Below are 14,834 nucleotides of genomic sequence, written 5' to 3' on the forward strand. Positions count from 1 at the left end.
GTGTGGAGGCTAAGACGGAGATGCCCTGTGTGTGTGTGTGTGTGTGTGTATGTGCGTCCCCTTTTTTAGATCCTACCTGCCGCGAACAAGCAACTTCACATATGCAATATTTCGGAAAAGCCACCGAAAAGACAACACTAAAGTCAAGGGCAATCCGAACCATACAAAAACATCAACAAACTCTATCGCATATACAAGAGAGATCATGGCCGTTAACACAAAAGATACAGCGAGCGAAATCAAACAAAACACCGACAACACAAAAATCAGAAGCCCGGACAGAATAACCGATTGAGCAAAAAAATTTCTACTTCCCATTTCCAGCCTCCTTATATACATCCACAGCTTTACTACCTACCCCGCCAACATAAATCCCCAACGCCGTACCATAAGGAGTTTTCATACCGGCAAGCGGAACAAAATAATTGTTATCCATTTTTCTAACGGTAACACCAAACAATGATTTTGCATTTAAACCGTCCGCAGCACCAACTTTTAAAGGAACCTTCACAAAACCTGCTCCCGCCGAAAGCACTAAATCTGCGCCACTATAGACCAATGGACCGTAGCCTCCAGGAAGTGCTGAGAAGACGTCCTTTACCGGATTAGAGGGCCCGTCCTCACCGAGCCAGATATGGTTATACATACCTACCCCCCCCTCATACGCATTACCCGCACCAAAAACAGCCATAGGACCGCCAAAAACGCATCCTGCTGCAGTAGAACACAATGTCCCACCTGAGATCATCCCCGCACCACCTAAGACCGTCTGCAGACCATCCTTTCCTAGAGGTATTGCATCACGAGTAGTAAAATCCGCTACAGAATCAAAATAAGTGTAGTTGAACAGCCCCTTTTCCCGCTGCGCATCGGCCCACTCTAGTTCATTGCTAAGACCTACCATCTCGGACTCCGAGATATAGTTTTCTCGATATTCGGCGCTTCCGCGATCAAACTGCGCCCAACATTTAATAATATAGCACGTAGCTTTATCTAGATTTTCCTTTGTAAAGTCCCCCTTCTCGACTTCACGCTGCTTTGCCAACTCCTCTTCTCGGTGAGCTTGCCGATTGTATACTGTTGCACTCTCTGCAATATCAGCACCCATCTGAACATCCCCTCCCACAGCCGCAGCCGCAAGAGTACCTGTCAATTGAGAAACCAATACCTCAAAGTTTTTATTTTGACCTACTATTCCTGTTAGTAAGTTACTCGTTGCTTCACTAGCACCTGCGGCAACAGCTCCTGTTTTAAAGTCGCCACCCATAGCCTCAGCCAAAAACCCGCCCATTAAGGCATGAGCAACAACCTTCTGAAAACTGCCGTCGGGAAACTTGATGGTATCGCCAACCCAGTTAAACCCTGTAGCCATTGCCACATTGCCAGCCTCTCCTGCCAACGCCGCACCAAGGTTATCACCAAAGCTACCCCCACCAATGGCAGTAGAAATGCCGCTGGACAGCACTGCACGGCCTCCGGTCCGTATAGCGACGTCAGTGAAGTTATTGCTGCTCAGCAGGTTTGCGGATTTCGAACCTTGTGATGCGGCAGCAAACCAATTTTCGTCCGCGTAGTTGAGTACCCCGGCAGTGACCCCGGCAATAGCCGCTCCCTTCAGGCTATCCGCACTAAATGTTTCCTTAAGCACAGCCCCCAAATTGCCTTTGTTATTGATGGTACTGGTCACCGCCGTAGTCGCCAAACTGGTGGCAATAGCCCCCCCGGCACCGGCGCTCACAATTCCCAACCCTGCGGGCCCCATGACAACAGACATCAAGATGGCAATGATTAACTGCGAAGCAGGCCCAAGCCCGGAGTTGCTGTATTTGAACGACTCGTGAATCTCTTTCACTTGCCGCCAATCCACATCACCCCGCGCTTCAGCCTCTTTCAGCCAAGCCAGTTTCGGATCCGCCTTGACCATCGCGTCGATGGATTGGCTGACCGTTTCCTTATTGACCTGCCGGACATCAATCTGTAGGCCATCTACGGCCTGGATCATGATCTTGCCGGCGGCGACCATTTGCGTCTGGCGCAAGGTTTCGTCGGTGTTGCCCTTCCCTTTGGATGATGTCCAGAAAGCATCGCCATTGCTTTTGGTATGGCTCTCGTCGTGGAGATCTTTCACACCCTCAAAAGCAATCGCCCCACCGCTCTGCAACATCAGGTCATTACCACTCTCCAACTTGGCAGCCTGATAACGCTGGTCATCCCCGCTGCGCAGTGTCAGATCCCCACCGGTGGTAACCTCACTGCTTATATTCGTGACCTTCGTGACCTCGTCATGCCGCATTTGCTTCTTGCCGAAACTGCCTTTCTTCTTTTTGTCATACAGCGAGTAGTCGGAATCCTGTGCCGCCAACACTTCAAGTTTGTCGCCGGCCACCAGGTAAGCTTCGTCGCCAGCGCTGATGCGACTTGAGATGAGTGCCAGGTCTTTTCCGGCTTTCATCGTGACATCTTCGCCAGCGCTGATCATGCTGCCGATCTGTTTGACGTGGTCTTCCTGGGCCGTGACTTTCTTCGTCTTGTAGTAGGAGTGGGTTTCGTTGGCCCCGGAGGAGACAGTCATGTTCCCCACCGCATCCAGCGCAACATTACGATCAGCGTTGATCTTGCTGGCGACAGCGTTGAAATCCTGCCCGGCGTTCACGATGACATCGCGCCCGGCCTCCACATCAGACCCAAGCTGGGTGATGGAGCTTCTGCGCCTGCCACCGGAATAGGAGCTCTGCTGTTGCGCCGAGACAATATTGGCGTCCCGACCAGCATCGATCCGGGTGTCACGACCGCTGACCATGACGCCGCCAATGTTGTTGAGGTCCTGGCCGATCCCCATGGTCAGGTCGTTGGCAGCCTCTATACGTGCGGCATTGTCCGCGTAGTCCTGTCGCTGGTTGTAACCTTTGTTGCTGACCGTTGCGGTGGTAATGGTGCGCTCGTTGGTCACATCCCCTGTGACCGCATTCATGCTGATGTCACGACCAGCGATGATCCCGCCGGATTTATTGACGATGTCATTGCCCGCCAGCATGTCGAGGCGGTTGCCAGCTTCGATCAGCCCGCGGTTGGCGGTGTTCTGGCCGGCGGTCGCGGACAGGTTTTGAGTGGCCCGTAGCGTGCCGGCGTTCTCCAGGTCCTTACCTGCGATCAAGGTAACGTTCTGACCGGCAATCAACGCGCCGTTGGGGGCCAGCCGATTATTGGCCTGGGCGAGGTAGAGCACCGGCACCAGGACTTTTTCTCCGTTCACTTCGTGCTCTTCGAGCCAGACGATGTCATGGGTCAACGCAGCGACTTGCTGGGCGGTAAGGGTGACGCCCATTGACAGGTTGAGGGCGTCTTTGCTGGCGATGGCGTTGTTCATCAAATACTTGAACATCGCGTCGTCGGAGGTCTGACCGTCGATGAAGCGCTGGCCGGTACGGGCAGCGACCGCTTGCTGGATCAAACGCTGCTCGAACAGGCCGTCGCCCAGGCGCTTGGCGCTTAGGTCCGGGTCGTAGCCAAGGTTCTGCAGCAAGTAATCCGAACTCATGAATGACTTGAGCTCGGTGAGTGCCGGGTTGGTTTCGATGAGGTATTTGTGCGGGTTGGCCGCCACGGTGTGGGTGGGCAGGCCTTGGACGCGGTTGAGCGTGAAATCGGTGGTACGGGCGGGCAAGGTGCCCGCCCCTGTGGCGTCCGGGGTGCTGGTGTCGAAAGTACTTGCCTGTCCGACGGGCAGTGCATGCTGACTCTGGACCGGGGTGATGCTGGCGCTGCCGATGGTCCAGTTCCGGGCCGCATTCTGAGCCTGGGATGACGCGTCGCCAGCATCCTGCTCGCTCAACCGGAACAGGCCATTCTGGCCGGTCGGAAGGGTGAAGCCCGGGAGTGTCAGGGGGTTTATTTGTTGCTGGGACAAGTCCGGTGGGAGCTGGCTGTTGAGGGTGATGACTGTAGTTCTGCCTGAGCCTGACGCGGTGGTGGTGGCGGTACGAGGTGAAGCCGGGATGCCGGCAGAGAATGGGCGTTCGACACCGTTGGTGATTTTGTTTGTTGCGGTGATGGCGACGTTACCGCCGGCTTGGATGGTAGCGGGGACGAGGTTGTCAGATGAGGTGGAGGAGATGACTACTTGATTAAACGGGGTAGCATTTTTTATGAAGTCTGGTAACGCTGTCCGAATGCCGGTCGAATACTGGGAAGTTCCAAACTCAATTTCTGGAAGTACCCTGTCTCCATTTCCGCCAAGCCTTATAACTACTGGGCCAAATCTTTGAAAATACTCCTTCTCGAAAGGTTTAGCGCCATCCTGTCCTTTTTGAGAATAGATAATAGACTCCACCCCTGATCCATTCCAAAAATGCATGCCGCCGCTATATTCAGCATCATTGTAAGCATTGTATTCAACAAGAGCAGCCATTTGGTTATAAGTTGGATCATAGTAAGAGTAATACCCCTTACTTACGAAATCCCCTAATGCAGAACCCGAATTTTCAAAATCATCTACAGAGACATCTATATTGCCGACTGCAGACACTGACGAGTTCAAGTTCGAGAAGGTACCACCTCTAACAACCATATCACCTGAAGCATTCAACAAGGCAGCCTTGGAGGTATTATCTCCCGAGACAGACACCCGATATTTCTGCTCATACACATAGTAGGAGGCGGGCTGCCGGTCACTGAAATAACGAGGGAGTGAATCACAGCTGTAGCAACCGAACCCTATCGCCGAAGAGTACTCCTCAGCCTCAGTCTTAAAATCCCCTCTCTTATTGATAATCGAATCCGCATTAATAGAAAAGTCCCGACCGCTCTCCATCGTGCCCGAATCATTTTCCATCAACGCCGAGCGCCCACCCTGGTCATTCAGCGCGATATCAATATCACCCAACGCATAAACATCGGACTTGCGGTTGGTCAAGCTTCCCACCCGCAACTTCATATCCGCACCGCTGAACAAAAAACCACCTTGATCGTTCAGCAATGTAGAAGCCGTCAGCTTCAACCCATCTGCACCGGCAACCGTTCCATAGTTATTGAGAGTGCCCGCATTGATGTTCAATACGCCAGCCGATGTAAGCCGCCCGTAATTGTTCAGGTTAACCAGGCCACCGCGCCCGCCAATCGTCGTGGTCCCGCCGCCGGTGATACTTGCCGCACTGCTCAAGTCGATAGCAGCGGCATCCACCGTCATATCACCGAGGCTGGTGATCCGGCCATTGCCGCTGTATCGACCCGTGAGTTGCAACCCCAGGCCACCATCGCTGGCGATCACCCCGTCATTGGTCCAGTTGCCGCCTGTGCCGATCAGACTGCTGGAAGCCAGCAATTGCCCGCTCGCGGTCTGGGTGAAGTTATTGACATTGATATTCAGTGTGCCGGCTTGCAGGACGCTGCTGTTGGTCCAACTGTCAGCGTTAAGCGTCATTGCACCACGGGTGACAAAGCTGCCGCCCGCGTTGATGACGTTGTTGGTGGCAATGCCGAAGTTACCGCTGCCGATATGCAGGACGCTGCCGTCCGTATTGAGCAGACTGCCAACACCCAGGCTTAGATCAGCGTTGGCGGTTTCCAGGGTGCCGTTGCGGTTGTCGAACAGCCCACCAATCTGGAAATCGGTCTTGCCGCTGACACCCAACGCCCGCAACTGCCCCGTCTGGTTATCCAGGCTCGCCGCCTTGATCGCCAGGGTGCTGTCGCTCTCGATGATGCCCAGGCGGTTGTTCAACGCACCGGTGAGGTTCAGATCAATCTGGCTACCGGCAATCTGTCCGTCGTTGTCACCGCTGTTGTCGAAATCGTTGGCGGTAACGCTGACCTTGCCCTTGGCATACAGGCCGCCGTTGCGGTTGTCGAAGTTGCGCGTGGTGACGCTGGCGTCGCCGGTCTGCGCCGAGATGCGGCCGCCGTAGTTGTCGAGGCCGCCCAGGGCGATCAGGTTCAGGCGCTGGGCTTGGGTGATGCCGCCCTGGCGGTTATTGTTCAGGTCGTAGCCGTTTTTCAGCACGCCGCTCAGTTGGGTGGTAAGCAGCCCTTGCAGGCTGGCGAGCACGCCGCCACGGTTGTCCAGGTTGCGGGCGACAACCATCAGGTCACCGGCCTTGGCCTGGAGGCGACCGCTCTGGTTGTCGATGTCGTTGGCGACGGTCAGGGTCATGGCGCCCTGGCTCTGCACGGTGCCCTTGCCGTTGCTGAGGCTGGCAGCGTCGATCTGCACGCCGCCGTTCTGGCTGTAGATCAAGCCATCGGCGTCGTTCTGCACGGTGCCGGTGCTGGTCAGGACGAGTTGGTCATTGGCGGCGACGGTGCCGCGGTTGCGGTTGTCCAGGCCGGCGGTGAGCAGGGTCAGCAGGCCCTGGCTGGCGATCTGGCCGCCCTGGTTGGCGATCTGCGTGGCGCGCTCGACCCGCAGCGGGCCGGCGCTGGCAATCTTGCCGTTGGTGTTGGTCAGCGCACCGAGCAGGTCGAGGGTCACGGCGGCATTGCCGATCAACTGGCCGCCGGTGTTGTCCAGGGCGGAGCCGGTGAAGTTCAGCGCATTTTGGGCGTTGACGGTGCCGGCGGCATTGCCGAGGGTCATGGCGTTGATGACCAGGGCGGCACCGCTGTCGATCAAGCCGCCTTGGGCGTTGTTGAGCAAACCGCCGGTGACGGTCAGGGTCTGGTCGCCGCCGCTGGATAGGATGCCACCGCGGTTGTCCAGGCTGGCGGCGCTGACGGCCAGTTGTTTCTTGCCGACCAGCGCACCGGCATTGCCGTTGAGCAGCGCGCCGCTGAGGGTGACGCTGACGTCTTCGTCGCGGCTCGACAGGGTGCCGCTGTTGCGGTTGTCCAGGCTCGTGGCGGTCAGGCCCAGGCCCTTGAAGCCGGACAGCAAACCACCCTGGTTGATGACGTCGCGGGCGCCCACGGTCAGCACGCCGTTGCTGATGAGTTGGCCGGCGCTGTTGTCCAGGTCGCGGGCGCTGAGGTTCAGGTCCTGGCTGGTGGAAATCTCGCCGTGTTGGTTATTCAAGTCCCGCAGGTGCTTGAGGCTGAGAATGCCGGCAGTGGTGATGAGGCCGGCGCTGTTGTCGAGGTCGCCGGTGGCGGCGCCAAAGTCGATGGCGATGGCGCTGCCCAGCAACGAGCCTTGTTGGTTGTTCAGGTCGCTGGTGTGGATGTTCAAGGCATCGGTGGCGTTGATCAGCCCGTTGCTCTGGTTGTTCAACGGGCCGCTGAGGGCCAGGTCGAGGTTGGCGCGGCTGGTCAGGGTACCGCCGTTGTTGTTCAGGCTCGCGGCTTCGACGTCCAGCGCAGCGGCGGCGATCAGGCCCTTGAGGTTGGTCAGGGCGTTATCGATGCGCAGGGTCAGGGCCTGGTTGCTCAGCAGTTTGCCGTTGTCGTTGTTCAGGCTTTGCGCGGCCAGGGTGAACGCCTGGGCGCTGGAGATCTCGCCGCCGTCGTTGTTGACGCCCTTGAGGTTCTTGAGGACCAGCAGCGGTGCGTTGATCAGGCCGCCCTGGTTGTTGAGCTGGCCCTGGTTGAGGTCCAGGGTCAGCGCCGTGTTGCTGAAGAGTTGGCCGCCCTGTTGGTCGAGGTCGGTGACGCTGGCGGTGAGTGCGCCGTTGCTGGCGATGCGGCCGCCGTCCTGGTTGGTCAGTTTTTGTGTGGTCAGGCCGAGGCTGGTGCCGCTGCTCAAGCGGCCGGACTGGCTGTTGTCGAATGCACCGGTCTCGACCCGCACGCCTTGCTTGCCGCTGATGGTGCCGCTCTTGCGGTTGTCGAGGCTGGCGCTTTTGACGGTGAGGCCGGCGTCGGTGAGGATTTCGCCGCCCTGGTTGAGCAAGGCATTGTCGAGGGTGAGGCTCAGTGCGCCGGCACTGGAGACGCTGCCTTGTGTGTTGTCGAGGCTACCGGTATCCGTGGTCAGAGTGCCTTCGCTGCTGATCAGCCCGGCAGCGTTGGTCAAGGCGTTGTCGAGGCGAATATCCAGGCCTTGATCGGCGACGAGACTACCGCCGCTGTTGTCCAGGCTTTTGCCGACGACCGTGGTGGTGCCGGTGCTGAACAGAAGGCCCTTGGTCTGGTTGATGATTTCCGCGACTTTCAGGCCCAGGTCGGTGCCGGCCAGAACCTTGCCGTTGTCACTGTTGTTCAGGCGCTGGCCGTCGATGTCGATCCCGACTGAACTGGAGATTTCCCCGCCACGGTTGTCGACTGCGTCGACGTCAAGTTTCAGCGCTTTTGTCGCGCCGACCAGACCGCCATTGCGGTTATCCAGGCTCTGGCCGCTGACGGTCAACAAGCCCTGGGCAAGCAGCTCGCCGCCCTGGTTGGTCAGTTGGGCGACATTTGCGGTGAGGTCGGTCTTGCTGGAGATGCGCCCGCCGCTGTTATCGACGCCAGTGGTTTCCAGGCGCACCGGGCCGACGGCGCTGAGCAGGCCGCCGGCGTTATTCAGTTGCGTGCCATCCACCCGCAGCCCTGCCTGGCTGCTGAGCAGGCCTTGCTGGCTATTGTCCAAGGCAGCGACGGTCAGTTGCATATCCTTGGCGGACAGGACCTTGCCGGCGCGGTTGTCCAGGCTGGCGGCCGTCACGGTCAGCATCGCACCGGAACCCAGCACGCCGTTCCGGTTATTCAGGGCCCCGATCAAACCGATGTTCAGGGCCACGTCGCCGGTAAGCAGGCCGTCGCTGTTGTCGAGGGTGGTGCCGATGAGCTGGGTGGTCGCGGCACTGGAGACTTCGCCGTCGTGGTTATTCAACTGCCCGACAGTGGCCGTGAGGTTGCCATTGCTGCTGACGGTACCCTGGGTGTTGAGCAGTGTGTCGGCGCTGACGGTCAGCGTATTGCTGCTCAATACCCGGCCGTTGTTCCGGTTGTCGAGGGTGCCGGCCTTGACCGTGCTGGCCTGCCCGGCGCTCAAGGTCCCGCCCTGGTTGCTCAGGGTCTGCGCCACGTTGGCCGTCAGGTTGCGACTGGCGATCACGCTCTTGCCGCTGTTGTTGAGGCTTTGTGCGGTGAGACTCACATCGCCCGTGGCGTTACGGGTGCCGTCGGCGTTGACCCCGGCTTCGATGACGCCGTTGTTGGTCAACTGCCCGCCGCTGCTCAAGCTGATCCGGTCACGGGCGGCGATGTTCTGCTGCGAGTCCAGCGCGCCGCTGGTTTGCATATTGACGCTGGCACCGTACACCGCCCCTTGCACGTTGGCGCTGGCGGCCTTGGCGGTGACCGCGCCGGTGGCCGAGGTGTCGACCATGCTCAGATGACCGTTGGCGTCGAGCTGGATATCGCCACCGCTGGCGATCAACTTGCCGTCCAGCTTCACGCCGACACCGGCCTCGGTACCCACCAGCTTGATCGCCCCGGCGTACATGCCGCCCAGCGCTGAAGAGTCGATGGCCAGTTGCGGTTTGGCGCTGCCGTCATCGGCGCGGGCGGTGGCATTGAGGGTGGATGCGTCGACGTCGTTGCGGCCGGCGACGATGGTCAGGTTCCTGGCCTGGATTTCGGCGTTGATTTTGGCGCTGCGGGTGATGATTTCGAAGCGGTCGACGTTGTTGGCGTTCAGACCCGCGCCTTCGACGGTGACGCTGCCCTGGTCAACCTGATAGCGGTCCAACCGGCCATTCTCGATGATCGGTTTACCGGTGGTCAGGGTCGCCTTCGGGGTGTTGATGAAGCCGCAGCCGTTGCAGGTAATGCCATAGGGGTTGGCCACGATGACATGGGCCGACTGCCCCGCCACTTCGGTGTAGCCGCGCAACTGGCTGGGGCTGCCGCCGTTGACTTCATTGAGAATGATCCGGGCCGCCGTACCCTTGAGGTTCGGGTTGCCGAGGATGATCCCGCCCAGCTGCGTGGATTGGGCGGGGTTGGTGGCGTTGTTGAGGATCACGCCGTTGCTGCCGACGTTGTAGTCCTTGAACTGGTTGTGGGACAGACCGCTGCCGTTGGGCTTGGCGATGTTGACGATGGGCACGCCGTTGCCCGCCTGGCCGAGGCTGGTGCCCGGCGCACTGACCACGATGCCGTCGGCCTGGGCCCACATCGGTTGCCAGAACATGACGTTGGCCAACAGGAACGCCAGGCCGCGCTTGGGCATGCCGCAGAACAGATCGCGGTTTGTGTGGGCAGCAGAAGGTTGGCGGTCGTCCATGATCAGGTCTCGTTACGAGGGGTGCAGAAGTGACATCAAAATAGTGGCGCAATGGTAAAGAGCCATCATTTTGGCGTCAACTTTTGATTCGCCGGGAGAAAGAGGTTTCGTCGGAAAATCAAGGCTATGGGAAATTCCGTCTTCGCGAGCAAGCCCGCTCCCGCAGGAGAACTCAGGGTGTATGGGATTTATGCGAACGCATCGAGACTTGTGGGAGCGAGCCTGCTCACGATGGCGGAGGTTCATCCAGCATTGATGCAAGCTGACCCGCCGCTATCGCGAGCAGGCTCGCTCCCACAAGGACAGCGGTGAATAGCGGCCCGCTGACGCTGGTCACCATCCCGTAACAAATTGTGAATAGCATTTCCGTTGGTACTCACAACCCAACCCTTCCGCCATGCCGGCAGCAGTACATCCACCACGAGCAGCTTGGTTGCCGTGGCAAAGAGAGCCGGAACTGCGCTTCCTCCATGAACCGGATGTCATCATGACCACCCCGACCCTTGTCTCAGATTCGATAAGCCCTATCTCAAGACCGCAGCTCAACCGCAAGCCGAGCATGCTGACCCTGATCGTATTTTTTGCCGTGCTGGCCACCGGGCTGCTGTTCACCGCCTATAGCCTGGTGCGTGACATGGGCGAGTTCGGCACCGTGGTCACCACCTGGACGCCGTTCCTGTTGCTGGGCGTGGCGCTGCTGATTGCCCTGGGCTTCGAGTTCGTCAACGGTTTTCACGACACTGCCAACGCCGTGGCGACGGTGATCTACACCAACTCCATGGCGCCGAATTTCGCGGTGGCCTGGTCGGGGTTCTTCAATTTTCTCGGTGTGCTGCTGTCCAGCGGTGCGGTGGCTTTCGGCATCATCGCCCTGCTACCGGTGGAGCTGATTCTGCAAGTCGGCTCGTCGGCCGGTTTCGCGATGATCTTCGCCCTGCTGATCGCCGCGATCCTGTGGAACCTCGGCACCTGGTGGCTGGGCCTGCCGGCGTCGTCTTCGCACACCTTGATCGGCTCGATCATCGGCGTCGGCGTGGCCAATGCCCTGATGCATGGCCGTGACGGCACCAGCGGGGTGGACTGGGCCCAGGCGGCCAAGGTCGGCTACGCCCTGCTCCTCTCGCCCCTGGTGGGTTTCGGCTGTGCCGCGCTGCTGTTGCTGGCGCTGCGGGCCTTCGTCAAGAACCGCGCCCTGTACAAGGCACCGGAAGGCAACACCCCGCCACCGTGGTGGATTCGCGGCATGCTGATCGCCACCTGCACCGGCGTGTCGTTTGCCCATGGCTCCAACGACGGCCAGAAAGGCATGGGGCTGATCATGTTGATCCTGGTGGGGACGCTGCCGATGGCCTATGCGTTGAACCGCACCATGCCTGCCGATCAAGCCTTGCAGTTCGCCGCCGTGGCCGAAGTCACCCAGCAGGCCCTGGTCAAAAGCGCACCGCAGCCGGCACCGGCAGATCCCCGGGCGGTCCTCTCCGACTTCGTCCGCAGCAAGGAAGCCACGCCGCAACTGGTGCCTGCCCTCGCCGCCCTCACCGGCGCCATCGGGGCCGAGGTCAAGGGTTACGGCTCGTTGGCCAGGGTGCCCGCCGAAGCCGTGGGGAACGTACGTAACGACATGTACCTGACCAGCGAAACCATCCGCCTGATGGACAAGAACAAAGTCGGCCACTTCGACGCCGACACCAGCGGCAAGCTGCAGCTGTTCAAGCAGCAGATCGACAACGCCACGCGGTTCATTCCGCTGTGGGTGAAGATCGCCGTGGCCATCGCCCTCGGCCTCGGCACCATGGTCGGCTGGAAGCGGATCGTGGTGACGGTGGGTGAGAAGATCGGCAAGAGCCACCTCACCTACGCCCAGGGCGCCTCGGCGGAAACCGTCGCGATGCTGACCATCGGCGCTGCCGACATGTTCGGCTTGCCGGTGTCCACCACCCATGTGTTGTCGTCAGGGGTGGCCGGGACCATGGTCGCCAACGGCTCGGGATTGCAGATGCGCACGATCCGTAATCTGCTGATGGCCTGGGTGTTGACGTTGCCGGCGGCGATTCTGTTGTCGGGCAGCCTCTACTGGCTGCTGACCAAACTGTTCTGACGGATGTTTTGCTGTCCACGGCGTAATAACAAGTCGTCATGACCCTGAACCCTGGCGCTACTGCTCCGGTAGTAGGCGCCAGGAACCGCCGGTATTTGCGCTGCCTGGCTACACAGGCGACTAGATTTTCACCATCAACTCTCCCCGCCTGTCCGCCTCCCCGTGTAACACCTCGATCACCCAATCGATAAACACCCGCACCCGCGGCGACAGTTGTCGGTGGGGTGGGTACACGGCTGAAATCGGCCACAGCGGCACCGCGTAGTCGCTCAGAACCTGGACCAGGCGCCCTTCGACCAACGGCTGCTGAACGTGGTAGCGCGGCACCTGGATCAGGCCGAAACCAGCCTCGCAGGCGCTGACGTAGGCATCGGCATTATTGACGGTCAGTTCGCCTGGCATTTGCATCTCGCGCACCTGCCCCGCCACCTCGAATTCGAAGGGGAAGTATCGGCCATTGCCGGAGGCGAAGCTGATGGCGCGGTGCGTGGCCAGATCCTCCAGCTGCCGAGGCGTGCCCGAGCGGGCCAGGTAGTCGGGGCTGGCGCAGGTCAGTTGATGCAGTCGCACGATGGGCCGTGCCACCAAGGCCTGGTCGGTGATGTTACCGGCGCGGATCGCGCAATCCACGCCTTCGCGTTGCAGATGCACTTGCCGGTCGTGAAAGCCGATGTCCAGCTGCAGCGCCGGGTAGCGTCGATAGAAGTCCGCCAGACGCGGCAGGATCCAGTGGCAACCGAAGGCGATAGGCATGTCTACCCGCAAGGTGCCGCGAGGTTGGCTCCGTTGGGCTGACAGCGAACCTTCGAGGTCATCGAGATCGTCGAGCAGTTGGCCGCAGCGCTGGTAATAGGCTTCACCATCGAGCGTGGCGCGCACTTGCCGGGTAGTGCGCTGCAACAGTTGCACACCCAGGTGCGCTTCGAGCTGCTGGATCAGCAGGCTGACGGTGGCCCGGGGCAGATTGAGGTCATCAGCGGCCTTGCCGAAACCGCCCAGCTCGACAATGCGCCGGAATACCTGCATGGCCTGTAAACGGTCCATTGGTTCGTCTCACTATTCAGAAATCACGAATAGTTAAATCAATATCCACTGATTTATCCAGGCAATCGTTTACCGGAAACTGAGCCTGTCATTCATCTGCAGGAGCAACATCATGAAAACCCGCCAACTGGGCCACCAAGGTCCTTACGTTTCCGCCATTGGCCTGGGCTGCATGGGCATGTCGGATTTCTATACCACCGGCGTCGACGAACAGGAGTCGATTGCCACGCTGCACCGGGCGCTGGAGCTGGGGGTGACGATGTTCGACACCGCCGACATGTACGGTCCTCACACCAATGAAGAACTCCTCGGCCGGGCGTTGAAAGGCAAGCGTGACAGCCTGTACCTGGCGACCAAGTTCGGCCTGGTGCGCAGCAGCGATCCCCATGCCCGAGGCGTCAACGGCCGGCCCGAATACGTCAGGCAATCCGTCGACGGCAGCCTCAAGCGCCTGGGTACCGATTACATCGACCTCTACTACCAACACCGCATCGATCCCCAGGTACCCATTGAGGAAACCATCGGGACCATGGCCGAGCTGGTCAAGGCCGGCAAGGTCCGCCAGATCGGCATCTCCGAGGCCAGCGCCGACACCATTCGACGGGCGCACGCGGTGCATCCACTGGCCTCGGTGCAAAGCGAATATTCGTTGTGGTCCCGCGAGCCCGAACACAATGACGTGCTCGACACCTGCCGGCGCCTGGGCATCGCGTTTGTCGCCTACAGTCCGCTGGGCCGTGGTTTTCTGACCGGCGAGCTGAAGACACCGGAAGACTTCGCCCCCGACGATTATCGCCGCTTCAACCCGCGCTTCCAGGCCGACAACTTCAACCGCAACCTGATGCTGGTGGACAGGGTCAAGGCACTGGCTGCGAACAAACACATCAGTGCTTCACAGCTGGCCCTGGCGTGGGTGATGGCCCAGGGTGACCACATCATCCCGATTCCGGGGACCAAACAGCGCAAATACCTGGAGAGTAATGTGGCGGCCGTCGAGGTGGTCTTGAGTGCCGACGAATTGGCCCAACTGGATGAGATTTTCGGCGCCAATGAGGCGGTGGCGGGCGAGCGGTACGATGCCCGGACGATGACGTTACTGGATGGTTGAGTGGCGTGGCACGGCTGACGTCATCGTCGGCTGAACCACCGCCATCGCGAGCAGGCTCGCTCCCACATTGGATCTGGGGTGGACGCAGCTTTTGCATACACCACCAGCCCCTGTGGGAGCCGGGCTTGCCCGCGATGGCGTCAGTACATTCAACACTGTATGACAGACACTCCGCCATCGCGAGCAGGCTCGCTCCCACAAGGGATTCGGGGAGAACGCAGTATGTGCATACACCACCAGCCCCTGTGGGAGCGAGCCTGCTCGCGATGGCGGTGGTTCCTGTCGGCAAAAATCAATTTGCCATCAAATCGCCTTGCAAAAAGACGACGCCCGTCTAGATTCAAAACTGTCTTCACAAGCGCAACCCAACGTACCTGGGTCAGCCCCGAGCGAGAGTCTCTATCGACCTGAAAACCACCAGACGCAGCTTTTAGATTACTGACACG

General features: G+C 59.6%; 4 protein-coding genes. 2 read left to right on the forward strand and 2 right to left on the reverse strand.

The features are described 5' to 3' along the window. Nucleotides 1-307 precede the first annotated feature (307 nt). Nucleotides 308-10,138, reverse strand: a complete 9,831-nt coding sequence (locus N005_RS23325) for a two-partner secretion domain-containing protein (RefSeq protein ID WP_052126457.1) — start codon at nucleotides 10,136-10,138, stop codon at nucleotides 308-310. Nucleotides 10,139-10,625: 487 nt separating this feature from the next. On the opposite strand from N005_RS23325, the gene N005_RS23330 reads away from it, so the two are divergent. Then, the gene (locus tag N005_RS23330) at nucleotides 10,626-12,236 is read left to right on the forward strand and encodes an inorganic phosphate transporter (protein WP_047704121.1); all 1,611 of its coding nucleotides are present in this window, start codon (nucleotides 10,626-10,628) and stop codon (nucleotides 12,234-12,236) included. A gap of 120 nt (nucleotides 12,237-12,356) precedes the next feature. Here the strand turns inward: N005_RS23330 and N005_RS23335 are convergent, their stop codons facing one another. Further along, nucleotides 12,357-13,280 (reverse strand): LysR family transcriptional regulator, encoded by a 924-nt coding sequence (locus N005_RS23335; protein ID WP_047703346.1) that lies wholly within the window; start codon nucleotides 13,278-13,280, stop codon nucleotides 12,357-12,359. A 112-nt stretch (nucleotides 13,281-13,392) separates the two neighbouring features. Here N005_RS23335 and N005_RS23340 point away from each other — a divergent pair, with 112 nt between their 5' ends. Continuing rightward, entirely contained in the window at nucleotides 13,393-14,388 is a 996-nt protein-coding gene (locus N005_RS23340; RefSeq protein ID WP_047703347.1) for an aldo/keto reductase, read from the forward strand. Nucleotides 14,389-14,834 lie beyond the last annotated feature (446 nt).

Source organism: Pseudomonas mediterranea CFBP 5447, from assembly GCF_000774145.1.
Taxonomy (GTDB): domain Bacteria; phylum Pseudomonadota; class Gammaproteobacteria; order Pseudomonadales; family Pseudomonadaceae; genus Aquipseudomonas; species Aquipseudomonas mediterranea.